This is a genomic window from Candidatus Competibacteraceae bacterium, assembly GCA_016699715.1.
In the GTDB taxonomy this organism is placed as follows: domain Bacteria; phylum Pseudomonadota; class Gammaproteobacteria; order Competibacterales; family Competibacteraceae; genus Competibacter.
Window position 1 is genome coordinate 1,311,040 of the sequence record CP065007.1, and the last position, 23,052, is coordinate 1,334,091.

The 23,052-nt window shown below is 62.7% G+C and carries 19 protein-coding genes and 1 tRNA gene; 6 read left to right on the plus strand and 14 right to left on the minus strand.

The genetic code is table 11. The features are described 5' to 3' along the window. Positions 1-2 precede the first annotated feature (2 nt). The gene (gene rlmB, locus IPM89_05895) at positions 3-761 is read right to left on the minus strand and encodes a 23S rRNA (guanosine(2251)-2'-O)-methyltransferase RlmB (protein QQS55335.1); all 759 of its coding nucleotides are present in this window, start codon (positions 759-761) and stop codon (positions 3-5) included. Then, the gene (gene rnr, locus IPM89_05900) at positions 758-3,001 is read right to left on the minus strand and encodes a ribonuclease R (GenBank protein QQS55336.1); all 2,244 of its coding nucleotides are present in this window, start codon (positions 2,999-3,001) and stop codon (positions 758-760) included. The genes rlmB and rnr overlap by 4 nt, the downstream gene beginning before the upstream one ends. Before the next feature lie 109 nt (positions 3,002-3,110). Between rnr and IPM89_05905 the strand changes: the two genes are divergently transcribed. Beyond that, positions 3,111-3,197, plus strand: a tRNA-Leu gene (locus IPM89_05905). A gap of 49 nt (positions 3,198-3,246) precedes the next feature. Here IPM89_05905 and IPM89_05910 read toward each other — a convergent pair. The 11 genes from IPM89_05910 to IPM89_05960 form a co-directional block, all read right to left on the minus strand. Continuing rightward, positions 3,247-4,542, minus strand: coding sequence for an adenylosuccinate synthase (locus IPM89_05910; GenBank protein QQS55337.1), 1,296 nt, complete (start codon positions 4,540-4,542; stop codon positions 3,247-3,249). Between the two features lie 30 nt (positions 4,543-4,572). Next, positions 4,573-5,778 (minus strand): ATP phosphoribosyltransferase regulatory subunit, encoded by a 1,206-nt coding sequence (locus tag IPM89_05915; protein QQS55338.1) that lies wholly within the window; start codon positions 5,776-5,778, stop codon positions 4,573-4,575. Positions 5,779-5,833: 55 nt separating this feature from the next. Next, positions 5,834-6,019 (minus strand): DUF2065 domain-containing protein, encoded by a 186-nt coding sequence (locus IPM89_05920; GenBank protein QQS55339.1) that lies wholly within the window; start codon positions 6,017-6,019, stop codon positions 5,834-5,836. Between the two features lie 51 nt (positions 6,020-6,070). Further along, positions 6,071-6,952 carry a protease modulator HflC gene (hflC, locus tag IPM89_05925; GenBank protein QQS55340.1) on the minus strand — a complete coding sequence of 294 codons (882 nt, stop codon included), beginning with the start codon at positions 6,950-6,952 and terminating at the stop codon, positions 6,071-6,073. Next, positions 6,952-8,268, minus strand: a complete 1,317-nt coding sequence (hflK, locus tag IPM89_05930) for an FtsH protease activity modulator HflK (protein ID QQS55341.1) — start codon at positions 8,266-8,268, stop codon at positions 6,952-6,954. The genes hflC and hflK overlap by 1 nt, the downstream gene beginning before the upstream one ends. 34 nt (positions 8,269-8,302) lie before the next feature. Next, positions 8,303-9,604, minus strand: a complete 1,302-nt coding sequence (gene hflX / locus IPM89_05935) for a GTPase HflX (protein QQS55342.1) — start codon at positions 9,602-9,604, stop codon at positions 8,303-8,305. Between the two features lie 29 nt (positions 9,605-9,633). After that, positions 9,634-9,885 (minus strand): RNA chaperone Hfq, encoded by a 252-nt coding sequence (gene hfq, locus IPM89_05940; GenBank protein ID QQS55343.1) that lies wholly within the window; start codon positions 9,883-9,885, stop codon positions 9,634-9,636. Positions 9,886-10,161: 276 nt separating this feature from the next. After that, positions 10,162-11,160, minus strand: a complete 999-nt coding sequence (gene miaA, locus IPM89_05945) for a tRNA (adenosine(37)-N6)-dimethylallyltransferase MiaA (protein ID QQS55812.1) — start codon at positions 11,158-11,160, stop codon at positions 10,162-10,164. A gap of 27 nt (positions 11,161-11,187) precedes the next feature. Next, positions 11,188-13,005, minus strand: a complete 1,818-nt coding sequence (gene mutL / locus IPM89_05950) for a DNA mismatch repair endonuclease MutL (protein QQS55344.1) — start codon at positions 13,003-13,005, stop codon at positions 11,188-11,190. Between the two features lie 61 nt (positions 13,006-13,066). Continuing rightward, on the minus strand, positions 13,067-14,251 hold the full coding sequence (gene bamC / locus IPM89_05955; protein ID QQS55345.1) for an outer membrane protein assembly factor BamC: 1,185 nt from the start codon (positions 14,249-14,251) through the stop codon (positions 13,067-13,069). Positions 14,252-14,255: 4 nt separating this feature from the next. Continuing rightward, the gene (locus IPM89_05960) at positions 14,256-15,134 is read right to left on the minus strand and encodes a 4-hydroxy-tetrahydrodipicolinate synthase (GenBank protein ID QQS55346.1); all 879 of its coding nucleotides are present in this window, start codon (positions 15,132-15,134) and stop codon (positions 14,256-14,258) included. Between the two features lie 167 nt (positions 15,135-15,301). Between IPM89_05960 and IPM89_05965 the strand changes: the two genes are divergently transcribed. The 4 genes from IPM89_05965 to cls all read left to right on the plus strand — a co-directional run bounded on the left by IPM89_05965 (position 15,302) and on the right by cls (position 19,284). Then, positions 15,302-15,832: a glycine cleavage system protein R gene (locus IPM89_05965; protein QQS55347.1), complete on the plus strand. Its 531-nt coding sequence runs from the start codon at positions 15,302-15,304 to the stop codon at positions 15,830-15,832. Between the two features lie 6 nt (positions 15,833-15,838). Next, positions 15,839-16,309 carry a peroxiredoxin gene (locus IPM89_05970; protein ID QQS55348.1) on the plus strand — a complete coding sequence of 157 codons (471 nt, stop codon included), beginning with the start codon at positions 15,839-15,841 and terminating at the stop codon, positions 16,307-16,309. Positions 16,310-16,395: 86 nt separating this feature from the next. Then, positions 16,396-17,841, plus strand: coding sequence for a PhoH family protein (locus IPM89_05975; GenBank protein QQS55349.1), 1,446 nt, complete (start codon positions 16,396-16,398; stop codon positions 17,839-17,841). Between the two features lie 9 nt (positions 17,842-17,850). Further along, positions 17,851-19,284 carry a cardiolipin synthase gene (cls, locus tag IPM89_05980; protein QQS55350.1) on the plus strand — a complete coding sequence of 478 codons (1,434 nt, stop codon included), beginning with the start codon at positions 17,851-17,853 and terminating at the stop codon, positions 19,282-19,284. A 116-nt stretch (positions 19,285-19,400) separates the two neighbouring features. Here the strand turns inward: cls and IPM89_05985 are convergent, their stop codons facing one another. After that, positions 19,401-20,474, minus strand: coding sequence for an AI-2E family transporter (locus IPM89_05985; GenBank protein QQS55351.1), 1,074 nt, complete (start codon positions 20,472-20,474; stop codon positions 19,401-19,403). A 650-nt stretch (positions 20,475-21,124) separates the two neighbouring features. Between IPM89_05985 and IPM89_05990 the strand changes: the two genes are divergently transcribed. Further along, a complete protein-coding gene (locus IPM89_05990) occupies positions 21,125-23,047 on the plus strand; it encodes a PrkA family serine protein kinase (GenBank protein QQS55352.1) in 1,923 nt (640 codons plus the stop codon). The last annotated feature ends 5 nt before the right edge of the window (positions 23,048-23,052 follow it).

Here is a 23,052-nt window from a genome sequence, read left to right on the forward strand (position 1 = left end):
CATCAACCGTTCACGCCGCGCTGCCGCCTTGCCTCAAACAGAAAAACCCCCGCCGCCACCGACACGTTCAAACTTTCGACCCCGCCCTTGGCCAGTGGAATTCGCGTCAACCGGTCACAGACTTCGCGGGTCAGCCGCCGCAACCCCTTTTCCTCCGCGCCCAACACGATAGCCGTCGGCAGGGTGAAATCCACCTCATACAGACTGGCGTCCGCCTCGCCGGCCGCGCCGACGATCCACAGTCCCTGTTGCCGCAACTCGCGCAAGGTCCGCGCCAAATTGGTCACCGCGACGAACGGCACGATCTCCGCCGCGCCGCAGGCCACCTTGCGCACCGTCGCGTTCAAACCGGCGGCGCGGTCAGCGGGCGCAATCACGGCATGAGCACCCGCCGCCGCCGCGCCGCGCAGGCACGCGCCGAGATTGTGCGGGTCCTGCACCCCGTCCAGCACCAGTACCAGCGCCGGTCCAGCCGCTGCCAGCAAGGTCGGCAAATCCGCCTCGTCGCAAGCCCGCCGCGGGATCGCCAACCGCGCGACGACGCCCTGATGGCGCGCACCGCCGCTGAGTCGATCCAGTTCCGCCCGACTGACTGGTCGAATCGGCACACCCCGACGGGCTGCCTCGTCCAGCAGCGCCTGTATCCGCGTATCCCGCCGCTGACTCTCCACCCACAACCCACGCAACTGCCCCGACTCGTATTTCAGCGCCGCCGCCACCGCGTGCAATCCATGAATCAGTTCCTCGGCCACGACCTTCATTCCTTGCGCCGGCGACGACCGCGAGGACTCCGACGCTCGGTCTTCTCGCCGCGCTCGCTTTCGATCGGCTCGAAATCGATTTTGCGCTCGTCCAGATCGACCCGCGCCACCCGCACCCGCAGGCTATCGCCCAAACGATAAACCTGCCCGGACCGCTCGCCGTGCAGGCGATGGCCCACTGGATCGAACTGATAGTAATCATTGCGCAGGGAAGTCACATGCACCAAGCCTTCCACGAACACCCCGCGCAATTCCACGAACAGGCCGAAACCCGTGACCCCAGTGATATTGCCGTCGAACACTTGCCCGATCTTGTCCAGCATGAACTCGCACTTCAACCACTCCACTGCATCGCGCACCGCCTCGTCGGCCCGTCGCTCGGTCATCGAGCAATGTTCGCCCAAGCCGATCAGATCGGCATGGGTAAAAGGGAAATCAGCCGGCTTGCCGCCGTTGAGTACGTGGCGGATGGCGCGATGCACCTGCAAGTCGGGATAGCGACGGATCGGCGAGGTGAAATGGGCATAGGCCTCCAGCGCCAACCCGAAATGACCGGCATTGCCCGGGTTATAGACCGCCTGCGCCAAGGAACGCAGCATCACCGTCTGGATCAGATGGGCGTCGGCCCGGTCGCGGACCTGAGTCAGCAGCCGGGTATAGTCCAGCGGCGAGGGCTTGTCGCCGCCACCCAGCCCCAGACCCATCTCGCCCAAAAAGGCGCGCAGCTTGTTCAGGCGATCGGTGCTCGGTCCCTCGTGAATCCGGTACAAGCCCAACATCTTGTGGCGCTGCAGGAAACGCGCCGCCGCCACGTTGGCGGAGATCATGCATTCCTCGATCAGGCGATGCGCGTCATTGCGCTCGGTCGCTAAAATCCGCTCGATCTTGCGATCCGCCCCGTATTCGATCATGGTTTCCTGCGTATCGAAGTCCATGGCGCCGCGCTGTTCCCGGCCTGTCCGCAACACTTGATACAGTTCGTGCAATCGATCCAGGTGCGGCACCAGATTGGCGAATTCGGCGCGGACTCGCGGATCGCGGTCGACGACGATGGTTGCCACGGTATCGTAGGTCAGCCGGGCGTGAGAGCGCATCACCGCCTCGGCGAAACGCGAGCGGACGATGCGGCCCTCGGTGTTGAAGGTCATCTCGCAGACCATGCACAATCGGTCCACTTCGGGGTTCAGCGAGCACAAGCCATTGGACAGCGCTTCGGGCAGCATCGGAATGGCCCGGTCCGGAAAATACACCGAATTGCCGCGCTTGCGCGCTTCCTGATCCAGCACCGTGCCCGGCCGCACATACCAGGACACGTCGGCGATGGCCACCAGCAATCGCCAGTTGGCGCCGCGCCGCTCGCAGTACACCGCATCGTCGAAATCGCGGGCGGTGACGCCATCGATGGTCACCAGCGGCGTCGCTCGCAAATCCCAGCGACCCTGCTTGGCCGCTTCCGGCACCGCCTCGCCAAAATCGCGCGCTTCGGCCAGCGCCATCTCCGGCCATTCCACCGGGATGCCGTGACTGGCGATGGCGATCCGTATTTCCATCCCCGGCGCCATGTGTTCGCCCAACACCTCCTTGATCCGGCCCAGCGGCCGGGTTCGCCCGCTGGGTTGCTCGATCAGCTCAACGATGACGATCTGACCGGCCTGGGCCGCGCCACGGCCATCGGGCGGCACGATGATGTCCTGATTGATGCGCTTGTTGTCGGGAATGACGAAGCAGGCGCCGCGCTCCTCGCTAAACCGGCCCACCACGGTCTCGGTGTTGCGTTCCAGCACCTCGACCACCGCGCCCTCGCGCCGGCCTCGATAATCCAGCCCGATCACCCGGACCACCGCCCGGTCGCCATGTAGCAGCTTGCGCATCTGCCGGGGGGAGAGGAACAGGTTATCGCCACCTTCGTCGGGGATCAGGAAACCGTGCCCCTCGGCATGACCGATCACCCGTCCGGTCACCAGATTCATCTTGGCGATCAGTCCGTAGCCTTCGCGGCGATTACGGATCAGTTGCCCGTCCCGCTCCATCGCCCGCAACCGACGGGACAGGGCTTCGACTTCCCAGTCATCCTCTATCCCCCATTCGGCGCATAAGGCTTCCAAGGTCAGCAACTTCCCCCGCTCTTCCAGATACTGCAAAATGAACTCGCGGCTGGGAGAGGGACGGCCGTACTGCTCCTGTTCCCGGGCCAGGAAAGGGTCCATCTGTCGCCAGGAACTACGTTTTTTTTGAGTCATGAGAACACTTCGAAATGGTTACAAGAATATGAATCGGAAACGATTGACAGGCCGGGAAGCAATCCGTATAGTGCGCTCCCGTTGCCGCCGTAACCGGCGCGACGATCAAGCCGAAGTGGCGGAACTGGTAGACGCGCTAGGTTCAGGTCTTAGTTGGGGTAACCCAGTGGAGGTTCAAGTCCTCTCTTCGGCACCAGATTGCAAAAGGCCCGGTCGATAACCGGGCCTTTTGCGTTCCCGTTCCCTCACTCCGCGAACGGATTTCGCAGCACGATGGTATCCGCCCGATCCGGACCAGTGGAAATGATGTCGATCGGGGCATCGGCCAATTCCTCGATGCGCCGCAGATAAGCCCGGGCGGTGGCCGGCAAGTCCTCATACCGCCGTACCCCGAAGGTCGAATCCCGCCAGCCCGGCATCTCCTCGTAGATCGGTTCGCAGGCCGCCAACGCCTCGGCGCCCAAGGGTGCATGGTCCAGCCGTTCCACCCCGCAACGATAATCCACGCACATCCGAATGCTGTCCAGCCCGTCCAGCACGTCCAGCTTGGTCACGCACAGACCCGTTACGCTGTTGTTGAGGATCGAGCGGCGCAGCGCCACGGCGTCGAACCAGCCGCAGCGCCGTCGTCGGCCGGTGGTCGAACCGAATTCGTGCCCTCGGTCGGCCAGATACTCGCCGGTTTCGTCAAACAGTTCAGTCGGAAACGGCCCACCGCCGACCCGGGTCGCATAGGCCTTGGTGATCCCCAGCACATAATCCAGATAGCGCGGCCCCAATCCGGTCCCGGTGGCCGCGCCGCCGGCGGTGGTATTGGACGAGGTCACATAGGGATAAGTCCCGTGATCGATATCCAGCAGCGCACCCTGCGCGCCCTCGAACAGCATATTGTCGCCGCGCCGGCGATGCACGTCCAGCAGATCGGTCACATCCGCCGCCAACGGTCGCAGTCGTTCGGCCATGGCCAGCGTCTCTTCCAGCACCTGCTGAAAGTCGACCGTTTCGGCCTGGAAATAATGCCGCAGCACGAAGTTGTGGAAATCCAGCACCTCACCGAGCTTGGCGGCGAAACGCTCGCGCTGGAACAGATCGCCCAAGCGCACCGCGCGCCGCGACACCTTGTCCTCGTAGGCCGGCCCGATGCCGCGGCCGGTGGTACCGATCGCCCGTTCGCCGCGCGCCTTTTCCCGCGCCTGATCCAGCGCGATGTGATAGGGCAGGATCAGCGGGCAGGCCTCGCTGATCCGCAGCCGGTCCGCCACCGCGATGCCCTGCGCTTCCAGTCGATCGATCTCGGCCAGCAATGCCGTCGGCGACAACACCACGCCGTTGCCGATCAGACAATGCACGCCTTCGCGCAGGATGCCGGAGGGAATCAGATGCAGTACGGTCTTACGACCGTTGATGACCAACGTGTGCCCGGCGTTGTGCCCACCCTGAAACCGCACCACCGCCGCGACGCTCTCGGTGAGCAGATCGACGATCTTACCCTTGCCTTCGTCGCCCCACTGCGCGCCGATAACGACTACATTCTTGCCCATGTCAACATCCCGATGTTTCCTGATTAAAGGCTATTCGTTCGCGGCGGAGGGCATCGGTGGGGGAATCACATCCCATTCCCCATCCCGCTGGACCAGCAGCCGATCGCAACCCAAAGTTTCGGGCGCCGCCGCCGCGCCCGGCAAGGCGCAAATCACCCGTTCTCCCCGGCTCCGCAACGCCGCCACCCGCCGCTCCAGCGCCGCATCCTCGACCGAGGGGGCGTAAATACCGGTAGCGGTGGCCTCCACTGGCGGCGCCAGCGACAACAACGTCGCCAGATCGGTGCTAAAGCCGGTCGCCGGGCGGGCCCGGCCGAACACCTGGCCGATCTCGTCGTAACGCCCACCCTGCGCCACCGCCTGCCCCTGTCCCGGCACATAGGCCGCGAACAGCACGCCGGTGTGATAGCGATATCCCCGTAGCTCGGCCAGATCGATGTGAACCGGCAGTTCCGGCCAGCGCCGCCGCAGCGCCGCCACCAGCCGCCGCAGCATCGCCAGCGCGTCGCGCACGTCCTCGCCGGCCGCCGCCAAACGCAAGTCCACCTCATCCAGCACCTCCGGCCCCCCATTCAGCTCGGCCAGCGCCAGCAGTGCTTGTTCGCACGGCGCCGGCAACGCCCAGGCGGCCAGTTGCTGACGTATTTCCGGCAAGGCCTTGCGTTGCAACGCCTCGAACAGCAGCCCCTCGCGTTCCCGATCCAGTCCGGCTTGACGGACCAGCGCGCGGAACACCGCCACATGCCCCAAATCCAGATGCACCACGCCGATACCCGCCGCTTGCAGGGTTTCCAGCATCAGCATCAATACTTCCAGATCGCTTTCGTGGCCACGGTGACCATACAGCTCCACTCCGGCCTGATACGGACTGCGCGAACCGCCAAAGCCATCGGCTCGGGTGCGCAGCACCGTCCCCATGTAGCATAGCCGGACCGGGCCGGCGCGCTTGAGCAGGTGAGCATCGATCCGGGCCACCTGTGGCGTCATATCGGCCCGCACCCCCATCATTCGCCCGCTCAACTGATCGGTCAGTTTGAAGGTTTGCAGTTCCAGATCGTTGCCGGTACCGGTTAGCAGCGACTCCAGAAACTCGATCAATGGAGGAGTGACCAGTTCGTAACCCCAGCCCTCGTACAAATCGAGCAACTTGCGGCGCAACCGCTCCATCCGGCCGGCGGCGGGTGGCAGGATTTCTTCGATACCTTCGGGCAAAAGCCAGCGATCTTCAGCAGTCATGGTAAAAAAAAGTCATGAGATTCGGAAAAACCGGTGGAGAATGGATTAGGTGAACTCAGCGAAATACATACAACGCCAACAACCCCAGCAACATACTGGCCAATCCGACCAGGCGTAGCGCGCGATCTTCCAATTTTGCCATCTGCAACAACGTCTGGCGCAAACGACCTGGGCTGAGGAACGGCAGGACACCTTCCAGCACCAGCATCAGGCCGAAAGCCGCCAGCAGTTCATTCCACATGGCGGCCGCCGGGAGATGCGATACCGTTGCCGACCCAGCCATCGCTTTCGATCATCGCAGCTTATTGAAATATCGAAAGAACTGAAAATCTTCCGGTTGTAGCACCAGCACGTCGCCCTTGTCGCCGAAACTTTGCCGATAAGCGGTCAGGCTGCGTGAGAAACCATAAAAATCCTGGTCCTTGCCATAAGCTTGAGCGTAGATGTCGGTGGCTTGGGCGTCACCCTCGCCACGCTGCCGTTCGGCATCGCGGTAAGCTTCCGCCAGAGTCACGGTGCTTTGCCGATCGGCGTCGGCGCGAATGCGTTCGGCGGCCTCGGCGCCACGCGAGCGAAAATCCTTGGCCACCCGCAATCGCTCGGCCTTCATGCGGCTGAACACCGAGCTGCTGACATCCGCCGGCAAATCGATCCGCTTGATCCGCACATCCACGGCGGCGATCCCCAACTGCCTGGCCTGCTCCTTGAGGAGGCGACTTAAGGTTTCCATGATCTGGTCGCGATCACCCGATACCACTTCCTGGATGGTACGCTTGCTGAATTCGCTGCGCAGGCCGTCCTTGACGATCTGATCCAGCCGCACGTTGGCCTGAATCGGTTCGCCGGCCACCGCCGTGTAGAACCGGCGCACATCCTGGATTCGCCACATCGCGAAGGAGTCGACGATGACGTTCTTCTTTTCGGCGGTCAGAAACCGCTCCGGTTCGGTATCCAGGGTTTGCAAGCGCCGATCGAATTTGCGGACATTGTTGATCAACGGCCATTTCCAGTGCAGGCCCGGCTGGTAGTCCGCCTCGACCATTTCACCCAACTGAAAGCGAAGCGCGGTCTGGGTTTCATCCACCGTAAACAGCGACAGCGACAGTAGCAGCACGACGGCGGAGACCGCGCCCAGCAACACGTTCCGGGATACCGGCAATTGAGATAGAGCCATTAGCGCACCTCCCGACCGCGGTTAAGATCGCGCAAGCGCGTGGCCGCCGCGCTGCCGTCGATCGATGTCGACGAGGTGGCGGGCAAGGTCTCCGACAAGGAGCTTCCCGCCGCCGCGCCAGCCGCACTCGATCCCGCCGCGGGGTTGAGCAGGCGATCCAGCGGCAGGTACAACAAATTGTTGGTACCTTTGACATCCACCAACACCTTGCTCGTCTGCGACAACACCGACTCCAAGGTCTCCAGATACAAGCGCTCGCGAGTGACTTCCGGCGCCTTCTGATAGGCCGACAACAACTGCTCGAAGCGACTGGCCTCGCCCTGTGCCTGGGCAACGACTTGTTCTTTATAAGCCGAGGCTTCCTGCAGCCGCCGGGCCGCCTGACCGCGCGCCTTCGGGATGATTTCATTGGCGTAGGCTTCGGCTTCGTTCTTGAGCCGCTGTTCGTCCTCGCGCGCCTTGATGGCGTCGGCGAACGCATCCTGCACTTCTTCCGGCGGCTGGGCATCCTGCAGCACCACGGTCACGATTTGCAGACCGGCGCCACCCTGCTGTTTATTCAATCCCGCCTGCACCGCTTCCTCCCCCGTCGGCGGCGCCTCGACTGGCTGGTCCGGGCCGTAGCTGTCCAGGATACGCTGGCTCAGGGTCTTGATATCGGCCACGATATCGCTGCGGCCTTCGGTCAGCACGAAATCCATGGTGCTTTTGCCGATGGTTTCCCGTGCGGCGCTTTCCACCACCTGAACCAGAACGCTTTCCGGATCGATCAGGTGGAACAGGTAGGCCCGGGGATCCTTGACCTGGTATTGCACCGCCAGCCGTACATCCACGATGTTCTCATCCTGAGTCAGCATCAACGCCTCCTTCGGCACCGAGCGGATCGCCGCTTGCCGGCCACCGTTACCGCCGGAGCGATAACCGATTTCCCGGAAGCGCCGTTGCTCGACATTCACGATCTCCACCCGGTCGATGGGGAACAATCGCAAGTGCGGACCCGGCAGCGTGGTCTCCAGATAGCGGCCGAAGCGTAGCACCACGCCGCGCTCGCCCTCGTTGACGATGTAAATACTGGCGATCAACCAACCGATCAGAGCAATCAGCCCGACCACCAGACCGACCCCAGCAAATCCGGAGCCCGCGGATCCACCGCCGCCACTGCCGCCGCCGCCGCCGCCGCCTCGCCGACCACCCAGCAGGGCGCCAAACTTATCCGACAGCTTGCGGATTACCTCATCCAGATCGGGTGGCCCCTGATCGCGGCCGCCTCCACTCCAGGGATCGCGATTACCGCCTCCCGGTTCATTCCAGGCCATGTCGTACCTCAAAATTCGTTATCTCCGATATTCTTCATACCGCCGGGATTGCCAGACCCGAACGCACCCATTCCGCTTGCAAGCCGTCCCGGCGACGGAGCAGATCCATATTACCGCGTGATGTACGCACCTCGATCAACCATTCTCCCTCCGGTCCGATCCGTTCATCCACCACGGCGTCCAGATTGAACAGGCGGGCTCGCAACCGGGCGGCCGCCGGAGGTAGACACAACCAGCCATGCACGGTTTCGCCCCGCAGCCGCTCGGCCAGCGCCGCGACCAGCAGATCGGTTCCCGTGCCGGACGCCGCCGACAGCCAGACGGCCCGTGGTTGTCCTTCAGCATCCCGCTCCAGCCGGGGCGACTCACCCATCAGATCGATCTTGTTGAACACCTGCAAGCGGGGTACTTCCGCCGCGCCGATCTCCGTCAGTACGGCATCCACCTGGGCAATGATGTCGTCTCGATCCGGATGGCCAACATCGATCACATGCAGCAGCAGGCTGGCTTCACAGGTCTCCCGCAAAGTCGCGCGGAAGGCCGCCACCAATTCGTGCGGCAGGCGGCTCACGAAACCCACGGTATCGGCCAACACGACCGGTTCGGCGCCTGGTAGATTCAGTCGCCGCAGCGTCGGATCCAGGGTGGCGAACAACTGATCCGCCACATAGACACCGGCCTGCGTCAGGGCATTGAACAGGGTGGATTTACCCGCGTTGGTGTAGCCGACCAGCGAGACCGTCGGCAGATCGGCCTTGCGTCTGGCTCGTCGCCCTTGCTCACGTTGCCGTTCGACCCGATCCAAACGCAGGCGTATCTGCCGTATTCGGTCGGCCAACAGGCGGCGGTCGGTTTCAAGCTGGGTTTCACCAGGACCGCGCAGCCCGATGCCGCCGCGCTGTCGCTCCAAGTGCGTCCAGCCACGCACCAACCGAGTGGATAGATGGCGCAACTGCGCCAGTTCCACCTGCAGCTTGCCTTCGAAACTGCGCGCCCGCTGGGCAAAGATATCCAGGATCAGGCCGGTACGACCCAGAACTCGGCATTGTAGCAGTGTCTCCAGGTTGCGTTCCTGGCTGGGCGACAGGGCGTGATCGAAAATAACCAGCTCCGCCCCGCCGCTCCGTGCCGCATCCCGGATTTCCTCGGCCTTGCCGCCGCCGACGAACAGGCGGGGATCCGGCGCGCGCCGTCGCCCGGTAATCAGCGCCACGCACTCGGCGCCCGCCGATGCGGCCAGTTCCTGAAACTCGGTGAAGTCCTGACTGCTTTCGGGCTTATCCAGCGACAGATGCACCAGAACAGCACGTTCGCCGCCGCGCGGACGCTCGAACAAAACGCCCCCCGTAATTCCGCTCGGACCTATCAGGACGGATCGCCGGCGATGCCGTCGTCCGTTGCCAGATTCAAGCGCACGTTGCGCACCGGCACGACCGTGGAAATGGCATGTTTGTAGATCATTTGACTGACGCTGTTCTTGAGCAGCACCACAAACTGATCGAAAGACTCGATCTGGCCCTGCAGCTTGATCCCATTGACCAAATAGACCGAAACCGGAATTCGTTCCTTGCGCAATGCATTCAAGAACGGTTCCTGAAGGGAATGACCTTTCGCCATTACGATTCTCCCTTGTTGTTATGGGCACGAAACATACAAAAAATCTCAAGGATTCTTGAAATCATCCTAAACCGCAGGCGTCATGCACGATGCGTGCCTACCCCCTCAGAAATACTCATTGGACCGGCTCGCCACGTTCCCAGCATGTATTTTCGCGGGAATAACCCAGTTCCCAAGATACCGCGCTCGCGCCGGTGGTGAAACAGCTGCCGGTCTAAAACGCTCGCATACTAGCATAAGACGGTGAAACAGCCGCCGGTCTAAAACGCCTGAATACTAGCATAAGCGTCGCACGTCCTTGGGGAAAAACCCGCGTGCACGCAATTCGACAACGACCTGCTCCAGCAACCGCTGCTGACCGCTGTCCAGCCATGCCGCCGCCGCGTCCGCGCGCAACCAGGTCAACTGCCGCTTGGCGAACTGGCGCGTGGCCACCACGGCGCGCTCGATCATCTCCACGCGATCCAACAAGCCGTCCAGGTATTCCCAAACCTGCCGATATCCGACCGACCGCATTGAGGGTTTGGCCAAATCCAGGTCGCCGCGCGCGCGCAGATGTTCCACTTCGGCAATGAAACCCTGCTCCAGCATGAGCTGAAATCGATGTTGAATGCGGTCATGTATAACCCGCCGCTCCGCCGGGGCCAAAATCAGCTTGACGACTCGAAACGGTAATGTTTCGTCGCACGGTCGGGCGCAAAGTTCCGTGAGCGGACGCCCGGTCAGTTCGTATACTTCCAGTGCCCGCTGAATTCGCTGGGCGTCGTGAGGATGGATCCGCGCGGCAGCCACCGGATCGCACCGCGCCAACCGGACATGCGCCGCCGCGCTACCACTCTCGGCCATCTCCTCGACCAGCCGGGCACGAATCGTTGGATCGGCGACCGGCAATTCCGCCAGACCTCGCTCCAGGGCTCGAAAGTACAGCATGGTGCCACCAACCAACAGCGGGAAACGACCACTGGCCTGAATGGCGGCAATCTCGGCCAGAGCGTCGGCCCGGAACCGGCCGGCGGAGTAGGAATCGGCGGGGTCGAGAATATCCACCAGCCGGTGCGGGGCGAGATGCAGGGTATCCATATCGGGCTTGGCCGTGCCGATGTCCATTCCCCGGTAGACCATGGCCGAATCCACGCTGACGATCTCGAACGGCAAGCGTTGGGTCAAGGCCACCGCCAGCGCGGTTTTGCCGGAAGCGGTCGGCCCCATCAGAAACAGCACCGGCGGGCGCGGATCGGTACGTTCACGATCGGCCTTCAGGCTCGTCTCACCCATCATCACCGCCCTTGTAACGCCCCACGCTCAGCGCCCACGCCGAAACAGCCGATCCAGCTCGTCCAGCGTCAGTTGCACCCAGGTGGGCCGACCATGATTGCACTGACCACCGTGTTCGGTGCGCTCCATGTCGCGCAGCAGGGCATTCATTTCCAGCAGGTTGAGCGGCCGGTTGGCGCGTATGGCACCGTGACAGGCCAGACTGGCCAGCAACGCCTGGTTGGCGCTTTCCGGCCGGTCACTGGTTTCGTGCACCGCCAGATCGGCCAGCATGTCGCGCACCATCCCGGCGATGTCGGTACCCGCCAGCAGCGCCGGCACCTGTCGCACCGCCAGGGTCTCCGGTCCCAATACCGCCACGTCCAGACCGAACTGGGCGAACAGCGTGCCGTGCTCCTCGACCAACTGACGCTCCCTGGGACCCACCGCAAGCGTCACCGGCACCAGCAACGCCTGGGTTTTGACCATGCCTTCCGCCTGCAAACGCTTCAATCGTTCGTACAGGATGCGTTCGTGCGCGGCGTGCATGTCCACCACCACCAGCCCAGCGGCGTTTTCCGCCAGCACATAGCAACCGTGCAATTGGCCGAGCGCGTAGCCCAGCGGTGGTCGTTCGGCATCGGCGGCGGGAGGGGGATCGGTCGGAGTCGGTTCGGGCGCCGAAGATGAGTGCATCCGACCGTAAACCGCCATCTGTTCGCCCACTCGCAACGGCAACCCCGGCTGGCGGGCCTCCCAGCGACCCGCCGGAACGGGTCCGCCGCCGGGTCCATCCATGGGTCGCCAGCGCTCGCCGGCTTGGACAACCGGTTGCGGCGCCGTGCCGGGCCTGATCTCGGCCAGCGCCGCCTGCACGGCGCGGCGGATGAATTCGTGGACGAGCGCGCTTTCCCGAAAACGCACTTCATGCTTGGCGGGGTGAGCGTTGATATCGACCCGATCAGGATCGATATCCAGATAGAGCACGACCGCCGGTTGACGATCCTGATAGAGGATATCCCGATAGGACTGCCGGACCGCGTGCGCCATGATCCGGTCGCGCACCGGTCGGCCGTTGACGAAAAAATACTGCAAGTCCGCTTGAGCGCGCGACACGGCTGGCAAGCCCAACCAACCCGTTAACCGCAAACCGGTCTCGGCACGGTCGACCCACACGCTGGCCGCGCCGAATTCCCGGCCGCACAACTCCGCCAGCCGCTGGGCGCCGGCTTCCCGGTCGGGTACCGGTTCCAGGCGCAATATCGTGCGCTGGTTGTGCCACAGATGGAATCCCACCGCGAACCGACTCAGGGCCAGCCGGCGAACACCTTCTTCAATATGCCCGAACTCGGTGCGCTCGCCTCGCAGGAATTTACGCCGGGCGGGAACGTTGAAAAACAGCTCGCGTACCTCGACGGTGGCGCCAATCGGATGCGGCGCCGGAACCGGCTCGCCGAAGGTATCGCCGCCGTCACCACCGATGCGCCAACCGCTGTCCTGACCGGCGACGCGGGAGGTCAAGGTCAGCCGCGATACCGAAGCGATGCTGGGCAACGCCTCGCCGCGAAAACCCAGACTGGCAACCTGTTGGAGATCCTCGAAGCTGGCGATCTTGCTGGTGGCGTGGCGGGCCAGCGCCAGCGCCAGTTGGTCGGGAGCGATGCCGTCGCCGTCGTCGCGCACCCGGATCAACCGTATCCCACCCTGCTCCACTTCAACGGCGATGCGGGTCGCCCCGGCGTCCAGGCTATTTTCCATCAGTTCCTTGACGACCGCCGCCGGGCGCTCGACCACCTCGCCGGCGGCAATCTGGCTGACCAGTTGTGGCGGCAACCGCCGGATGTCCGCGCTCACCGCAAAGTGCATCCCACAACGGGCGGAGACATGGCGAGGTGGCGAACCATTAATCGCCGCTCGCCATGCGCCATCACTTGATGACCTGTTGCAAGACGTCCAACACCTGCCGGGCGCCGGCCGAATCATCGGGCTGGTCGTCGCTGTTGCGAACCACTACCAGGGTGTGCGCACCCTGGCCCGCCAGCCGAACCCGGTAGCGGGTTCCCACCGCCGGTGCTTCCGGTTTATCGCGCCAGAAGGCCAACTTGGAGAAAAAGCCCGCGTCGCTACCCGGTTTCTGATTCTCTTTTTCGGGATCACGATACTCGACCACATACAGGCCCTGACCGCGATTCTGTTCCTCCACCGCGTAATTGCTGCTATCCAGCGCCAGTCCCACCAACCGCCAGGCTCGGGAGTAGTCCTCGTCGATGATCAACTGACTCTCGCCACCCTGCTCGACCAGGCGCACGCGTGGGCCCGTCGTCGCGGCCGCCTTGGCCTGCTGGGTCTCGGCGCGCTTCTCCGACGCGCCCAGGTAGACCGTCAGCCGGTTGAGCATTTCGGCTTCCAACTCCGGATCGGAGGGTCGCCGCTGCCAGATGTAGGCATTGCTGGCGCTGGCGGACGTGCCGCCGACCGCCACTTCCTCCACCCCATAATGCGTCAGGTACAGATCCGTCACCTTGTCGTCCGAGGCGCGATCGAGCCGGACCCGGAATTTATCGCGGGTAGGCGCCGAGTAGAGGATATCCAGATATTTTTTCAGCAGGCCGCGCAGGCCGTCCTGGGGAATATCGGCGCGGTTCTCCACCCAGTCGGTCTCCATGATGCCGATGGTGGGATCGTCGCGCTTCAGGATAAAACCGTTGCTGGTCCAGAACTCCCGAACCTTGGACCACACCTGATCGGTGGGCGCCGCGATCACCAGCCAGCGCTGGTTGCCGTCCTGCTCCAGGGTAATGCCCGGCTGCGGCGGCAGTACCGCTTCGGGCGCGCGGGCCTGCGCTTGTGGTCCACCGCGTTCCTTGGCGTAGGTCGACAGACTGGCTGAACCCGCTGGGTTGAGCTCCGGCACCAGCAAGGTGTCGTCGATGGTGGAGGCAGTGAGATCCGGCGGGATTTCCAGCGGCTGCGACACCGTGCTTTGCCGGTAATCCGGCCGCCGGTCCGGTAATAGGGTATCGAAGCTGGTGGAACAACCCGAAGAAATCGCCAGGATGGTAACGGCAAGCGCGGTCACGCGCCAAAGGGAAAACGAGAATCGCATCGTCATGGTTTTATCCAATCACTCCCGCCTGCCGCATCGCCGCCAGCACCGCCGGGTGCAAGGCGTTGGATAGCGGCGTCAGCGGCAACCGGATGCCCGGCGGGATCAGGTCCAACTGGTTGACCGCCCATTTCACCGGGATCGGGTTGGATTCGAGGAACAGCGCCTTGTGCAGTTCGGTCAGCCGGTTGTTGATGGCTTCGGTCCGGGCGCGGTCGCCGGCCAGCGCGGCGGCGCACATCTCGTGCATGGCGCGCGGCGCGACATTGGCGGTGACCGAAATCGTCCCCTTGGCGCCGTTGAGAATCGCTTCGGCGGCGATACCATCCTCGCCACTGTAGACGTCCATGCGATCGCCGAGGCGTCTCACCAGTTCCTGAATGCGCTCGATGCTGCCGCTGGCTTCCTTGATGCCGACGATGTTGGGAATATCGGCCAAGCGCTCGACGGTTTCCGGCTTCATGTCGCAGGCGGTGCGACCGGGCACGTTATACAGAATCTGCGGAATCGCCACGCTGTCGGCGATCAGCTTGTAGTGTTGGTACAAACCCTCCTGCGTGGGCTTGTTGTAATAAGGAGTTACCAGCAGGCAGCCGTCGGCGCCGGTCTCCATGGCGCGCTGGGTTAGATGCAGCGCCTCGCGGGTGGAGTTGGCGCCGGTGCCGGCGATCACCGGAATCCGCCCCTTGACCTGCCCCACCACCTTGCGGATCACCGCGATGTGCTCCTCATAATCGAGCGTCGCCGATTCGCCGGTGGTGCCGACCGCGATGATGGCGTCGGTGCCGTTGTCGATATGAAATTCCACCAGCCGCGCCAGCGCTTCGAGATCCAGCGCGCCATCCGCGCGCATTGGGGTAACGATCGCCACCATGCTGCCACGAAACATAATCTTATACTCTCTAATTTTCCAAACGATCACCGCATGGTACGGATACCGGGCAAGCTTGACAAGCGCCCGCGCGGCGCGGCGCGAGGGCGGTTTTCACCCCTGCTGGATGCCTGTACACTGCGGTTTATCATCCCTTGGTTATTTGCCCGTAGGAAGCTCCGTCCGTGAAAAATTATCTGGTCGTTTCCGCCCTCGGCGAAGACCGTCCCGGCCTGGTCAACGAACTGTCCCGCGTGATCCTGGAATGCGACTGCGGCATCGTGGACAGCCGTATGACCGTGCTGGGCGGCGAGTTCGCCATCCTGCTGCTGGTCCAGGGCAACTGGAATACCCTGACCAAGATGGAAATGCAGCTCAAGCGGCTGGAGCAGGCGCTGGGCCTGACCATCGTCGCCAAACGCACCGAGGGCCGCGTGCCGGCGGGCGATGTCCTGCCCTACGCCGTGGAAGTGGTGGCGGTCAACCAACCGGGCATCGTCCATCACCTGGCCGGCTTCTTCGCCAGCCGCTCGATCAACATTGAGGATATGGTCACGCGCAGCTACAGCGCGCCGCATACCGGCACGCCGATGTTCTCGGTCAACCTGGCCATCGGCATTCCGGCCAACACCCACATCGCCCTGCTGCGCGAGGAATTCCTGGACTTCTGCGACGACCTGAACCTGGACGCGGTGCTGGAACCGATCAAGGGGTAAACCGATATGAGCGTGACCGTGGGCCAGCCTGTTCCCGACTTCAGCGCCGTCGCGACCGGCGACCGGATCGTGCGGCTTTCCGAACTGCGCGGCCACCTGGTAATCCTGTATTTCTATCCCAAGGATAATACCTCGGGCTGCACGCTTGAAGGCCAGCAGTTCCGGGATCTGCACGACCGCTTCACCGCTCTGAACGCGGTGGTGTTCGGCGCATCGCGCGACAGCTTGCGCAGCCACGACCGTTTCCGCGCCCAGCAAAACTTTCCATTTCATCTCATCGCCGACACCGACCAGACCCTGTGCCAACTGTTCGGCGTGCTACAACCGAAAAAAATGTACGGCAAGGATGTAGTGGGCGTGCAACGCAGTACCTTCCTGATCGATTCGGAGGGCGTGCCGCGGCGGGAATGGCGCAAGGTCAAACCCGATGGTCATGCCGCCGAAGTGCTGGCGGCGGTGGAATCCATGGCTTCGTAACCCACGCCGACACCCGGTCCACATGCCCGCCGCGCCCGCCGTGCCGGTCCTTCCCGTTCCCTCGCTCAACCCCGCAAGCCCGAGCCATGACGCCCGATTCCGCCCCGATACCCCAAACCGCCGCCACGACTCCCTCCCCTCATCCGGCCGACCGCCGCCTATTCGTGCTCGACACCAACGTGCTGATGCACGATCCCACCGCCCTGTTTCGCTTCAAGGAGCACGATATCCACCTGCCGATGATGGTGCTGGAGGAACTGGATCGCGCCAAGAAGGGCGTTTCCGAAGTCGCCCGCAACGTCCGTCAGGTCAGCCACCTCCTGAATGATCTGATCGCCGGCGCCAGCAAGGACGAGATCGAACGGGGCCTAGCCCTGCCTGGCCCCGCCAATCACCACGGGGAACCAACCAGTGGCCGGCTCTATTTCCAGATTCGCCCCACCCGCCTGAGCCCGCCCGCCACGCTGCCGGGCAACACCCCGGACAACGATATTCTCGGCATGGCGCTGACCCTGCAACAGGATCATCCCCGCCGTCAGGTCACGCTGGTTTCCAAGGACATCAACCTGCGGATCAAGGCCGCCATCCTCGGTATCCACGCCGAAGACTATTACAACGACCAGGTGTTGGACGACGTCAACCTGCTTTATGGCGGCACACACAACCTGCCGGCCGATTTTTGGGACAGCCACGGCAAGGAGATGGAATCGTGGAAGGAAAGCGGCCGTACCTTCTATCGGGTCCACGGTCCCGACATAAGCAACTGGCATCCGAATCAAGGTCTGTTTCAAGCTGAAACCGATGCGGCGTTCATCGTCCGCCAATTGCGCGGCCTGGAAGCCGTCATCGAAATTCTCCGGGATCACACCACCCCCAATCATGCGGTCTGGGGCATCACCGCCCGCAATCGCGAGCAGAATTTCGCGCTCAATCTGCTGTTGGACCCGGAGATCGATTTCGTCTCCCTACTCGGTGCCGCCGGCACTGGCAAGACACTGCTGGCGCTGGCGACCGGACTGGCGCTGGTGCTGGATACGAAGCGCTACCGCGAGATCATCATGACCCGCGTGACCGTTCCGGTCGGCGAGGACATCGGTTTCCTGCCCGGCACCGAGGAGGAAAAGATGACGCCCTGGATGGGCGCATTGATGGACAACCTGGAAGTGCTGACCCCGCGGGAAGGCGGCGAATGGGGCCGCGCCGCCACCGCCGATCTACTCAGCAGCAAGATCAAGATCCGCTCTCTCAACTTCATGCGTGGCCGCACCTTCCAGAATAAGTACGTCATCATCGACGAAGCCCAGAACCTGACCTCCAAGCAAATGAAAACCCTCATCACCCGCGCCGGCCCCGGTACCAAGATAATTTGTCTGGGCAACATCGCCCAAATCGACACCCCTTATCTATCCGAAACCACGTCGGGTCTCACTTACGTGGTGGACCGGTTCAAGGACTGGCCACATGGCGGTCACGTCACCCTGCGTCGCGGCGAGCGCTCGCGACTGGCCGAATTCGCGTCCGACCGGCTTTAAGCGCCACGCATGACCGATCACCTGCTCGCTCTATTCTCGCTGGCTTGGCTGCTGTGGATTGCCTTGGTCGCGGTCGGGTTGATCCTGGAACGTCGTTCGCCGGCGGCGACGCTGGCCTGGCTGCTGGCCCTGCTGTTCATGCCTTACTTCGGCTTCCTGGTGTATCTGCTGTTCGGACCGCGGCGGCTGCATCGGCGCCGGCGGCGCTACGGCCGCGCCCGCGAACGCCTGATTCAATCCACCCGCGATCTACGCCCCGATCAGGCCATTCCGCCCCACTTTCCCGACGCCGGTCTGGAGCGGCAACTAGCGCTGCTGCTGGAACGGGTCGGCCAGGGCGCGCCCACGCCGGCCATCGCCGTTCTCCCGCTGGAAACCGGCGACGCCTGTTTCGAGGCCATCGAGGCAGGTATCGCCACCGCCACGCATCACATCCATCTGGAATATTACCTGTGGACACCGGACCGGATCGGCACCCGACTGCGCGATCTGTTGGCCAACAAGGCCCACGCCGGAGTACGAGTGCGACTGCTGCTGGACGCCATCGGCTCCGACCGCGCCAATCGCCGCTTTCTACAACCCCTGCGGGACGCCGGGGTCCAGGTCGCCTGGTTCAACCCCATCGGCCCGCGCCGGTTGCGCCTGCGCCATGTCAACTTCCGCACCCACCGTAAGATCGTGGTCTGCGATGGCCGGATCGGCTTCACCGGCGGCATCAACGTCAGCGACGCTCACAGCAATATCCAGCAAGGACCGGATGCCTGGCGCGATCTACACCTGCGCATCGAGGGCGAGCCGGTCCATCGTTTGCAATTCATCTTTCTGGAAGATTGGTACTTCGCCACCGGCCAGGAACCGCTCGAACCGGAATTTTTCCCCCATTTTGCCGAAGCGGCCGGTCCATGGCTGCAAGTCGTCGAATCCGGCCCCGACAACGATCGCCACGCCATCGCCAAGCTGTATTTCGCCGCCATCGTCGGCGCCCAGCGACAAATCCTGCTGGCCACGCCTTACTTCGTCCCCAACGAGGCGCTGACCGCCGCCCTGATCACCGCTGCCTTGCGCGGCGTGGAGGTACGGGTACTGGTACCCAAGCAAAGCGATTCGCGGCTAGTTTCCGCCGCCGCGCGGAGTTATTACGACGAACTGGTCGGTGCCGGCGTCACGATTCACGAGTACGGCCCGCCCATGCTGCACGCCAAGTTGCTGGTGGTGGACGAGCGTATTGCGACGGTGGGCAGCGCCAATTTCGACAACCGCAGCCTGACGCTGAATTTCGAGGCGATGGCGGTGCTGTACGACGCCGGCCTCGCCGGGCAACTGGCTCGCGGCTTCGCCGCCGACCTGCGCCACGCTCACCGCTATGTTAAACCAGGCCGGCGCGCCACCCTGGGCCAACGGCTGGGCCAATCCACCGCCCGGCTGCTGTCGCCGCTGCTGTGAGCCGGGGATGGGCGGCGCCAGCCGCCCAGCCTGCGCCGTAGTAAAATCCATCAAGGACTTCTGGTTCACCATCGTCAAGCTGCCCGACGGTCTGAGTTGGTTCCTGCGGCGAGCGGTCAGAGCGACTCCGACTCCACCACCACCGCCGGCCGAGGCCACGCCTTTAGGATGGATTGCACCACGGTCGCCAGCGGGATGGCGAAAAACACCCCCCAGAACCCCCAAAGACCACCAAACACCAGCACCGCCACGATAATGGCGATCGGATGCAAATCGACCACCTCGGAAAACAGCAGCGGCACCAACACGTTGCCATCCAAGCCTTGAATGATCAGGTAAACCCCCAGCAACCACATGAACTCGGAACCCCAGCCCCACTGGAAAAACGCCACCAGCGCCACCGGCACCGTCACCACCACCGCACCGATATAGGGCACGATCACCGACAGCCCCACCATCAGGGCAAGCAGCATGGCAAACTGCAAGCCCATGAGAGCGAAGGCCATGAAGGTCGCGGCCCAGACCACCAGCACCTCCAAAAACTTGCCGCGCACATAATTACCCATCTGCCGATCCACCTCGCGCCAGACCTGCTGCGCCAAGGTGTGATCATGCGGCAGGAAGCCGTGCAACCAGCTCAGGATCAAGTCCTTATCCTTCAGAAAGAAGAACACCAGCAGCGGCACCAGCACCACGTAGATGGTGATGGTGATGATGCCCATCCCCGCCGCCAGCGACCAGGACAGCACGCTCTGACCCCAAGTAGCGATCTCGGCTTTCATGGCGTTGATGACGCCCAGCACCTGCACTTCGGTGATGAATTCCGGGTACATCGCCGGCAGACTAAGCAATAGGTTCTGACCTTTGACGATCATATTGGGTAGTTGCTGAATCAACTGGGACAACTGCTGGGAAACCATGGGCAACAAGCCCAGCAACAAAAACAGCACGAAGGCGACGAACAGGACAAACACCAGTACGGACGCCAACAGCCGCGGCAAATGCAACCAACGCCGCAAGAGTTGCACGACGCCATCCAGCAGGTAAGCGATGACTATGCTGGCCAACACCGGCGCCAGGTCTCGGCCCATGATCAGGACCACGCTGGTGCCCAGCACCAGTACGACGGTCAAAATGACCGCCTGGGGATCGTTGAAAAGCTGACGAAACCAGTCACTGATAATCTTCATGGCATGCCTTGTAAGCTTATGCGTCCACGTGGCGGGCGATGTTAGCAACAAAGCCGCCTCCCTCCCAACCGTAATGGCCCACCTCTGAACCGCCCGCCACTACCGTGGTCTATCAGGTCTTGGAACCGAACCCCGCGCGGCGCAACGAACAAACCAGTCAACGCACCAGCTGTCAGTTTGAGTGCGTTGCACTAAACTTGTGCAATTAGCAGACGATTCATTCTCTTCGATCGACTGCGCCGCATGGCTGCTCACGCCCGGCCCCACCGGTTGTTCAGCCTGATTTCAGGTGAATCAAGCATCATCAACTAACTGATTTTGTTGTTTTCACCTCGAACAATACCCGGATGGAATCCGTTTACGCTCCACCCGGCAACCGCGCCCCGACCTCGCCAGCCACCAGCGGCGGTTGGTCCGTTAATTGCTGCATCTCCCCGAGCAGCGTCAGCGGAGGAAGCCGACCGCAACCACCCGGCACCGGGGTCATTCGGTCGATCCGGCCAGGAATACGCTGGAGATCCGCGGCGGCCCTCCCGCCGCCGGTCCGCGCCGGGGACGCCAGGATCGAGGAAGGAATCGTCGCAGTTGAACCCGAAGGCTCGTACCGGGAAGCCGCCCCGCTCCCGCGACCATATAGAGAGGTATGACCGATGAAGATTTTCAATCGCTATGTATCGCGCTATGAAGAGAGCCGCGAAGAAACGCTATCGCTGCACGACTATCTGGAGCTGTGCAAGACCGACTCGAACGCCTATGCCAGCGCCCCCGAACGGTTGCTGAAAGCCATCGGCGAGCCGAGTTTGGTCGATACCCGCGACAACCCTCGTCTGTCGCGCATTTTCCAGAACAAGGTGCTCAGGCTCTACCCCGCCTTCGAAGAATTCTACGGGATGGAGGACGCCATCGAGCAAATCGTCTCCTATCTCCGGCACGCCGCGCAGGGCCTGGAGGAAAAAAAGCAGATCCTCTACCTGCTGGGTCCGGTGGGCGGCGGCAAGTCCTCGCTGGCCGAACGGCTGAAGCAGTTGATGGAGAAGGTGCCATTCTACGCCATCGCCGACTCGCCGGTGTTCGAATCGCCGCTGGGGCTATTCAATCCCGACGAGGACGGTCCGATCCTGGAAGAGGATTTCGGCATCCCGCGCCGCTACCTGCGCCACATCATGTCGCCCTGGGCCGCCAAGCGCTTGCAGGAATACAACGGCGACATCACCCAGTTCCGGGTCGTGAAACTGCGGCCGTCGATCCTGCATCAGATCGCCGTCGCCAAGACCGAACCGGGTGATGAAAACAATCAGGATATTTCCTCGCTGGTGGGCAAGGTCGATATCCGCAAATTGGAGCATTTCGCCCAGAACGACCCGGACGCCTACAGCTTCTCCGGTGCCCTGTGCCGCGCCAATCGCGGACTGATGGAATTCGTGGAAATGTTCAAGGCGCCGATCAAGGTGCTGCACCCCTTGCTGACCGCCACCCAGGAAGGCAACTACAACAGCACCGAGGGGCTATCGGCGATCCCGTTCGAGGGGATCATTCTGGCCCACTCCAACGAGTCGGAATGGCAAAGCTTCAAGAACAACAAGAACAACGAGGCGTTTCTCGACCGCGTTTATATCGTCAAGGTACCCTACTGCCTGCGGGTATCGGACGAGGTCAAGATCTATCGGAAACTGCTCACCAACAGCTCGCTGTCGCAAGCGCCCTGCGCGCCCGGCACCTTGGAGATGCTGGCCCAGTTCTCGACCCTGACCCGAATCAAGGAACCGGAAAACTCCAGCATCTTCTCCAAGATCCGGGTCTACGACGGCGAGAATCTGAAGGATACCGACCCCAAGGCCAAGTCGATGCAGGAATACCGCGACTACGCCGGGGTGGACGAAGGCATGAACGGCATTTCCACCCGCTTCGCCTTCAAGATTCTGTCGCAGGTGTTCAACTTCGACCATGTCGAAGTCGCCGCCAACCCCGTGCATCTGCTCTACGTGCTGGAGCGGCAAATCGAACGTGAGCAGTTCCAGGCCGAGACCGAGGAGCGATACCTGTCCTACCTGAAGGGCTACCTGGCGCCGCGCTATGCCGAGTTCATCGGCAAGGAACTTCAGCAAGCCTACCTGGAGTCCTATTCCGAGTACGGGCAGAATATCTTCGACCGCTACGTTACTTACGCCGACTTCTGGATTCAGGACCAGGAATACCGCGATCCCGACACCGGCGAGTCGTTCGATCGGGCGTCGCTCAACGCCGAACTGGAAAAGATCGAGAAACCAGCCGGCATCAGTAACCCGAAGGACTTCCGCAACGAGATCGTCAATTTCGTGCTGCGGGCGCGGGCCAACAACGCCGGCCACAACCCGGCCTGGACCAGCTACGAAAAGCTGCGGGCGGTGATCGAGAAGAAGATGTTCTCCAACACCGAGGACCTGTTGCCGGTGATCAGCTTCAACACCAAGGCCAGTGCCGACGAGCAGAAAAAACACGCCGATTTCGTTGATCGAATGGTCGCCAAGGGCTACACGGCCAAGCAGGTGCGTTTGCTGTCCGACTGGTATCTGCGGGTCCGCAAGGCATCGTAAACGGA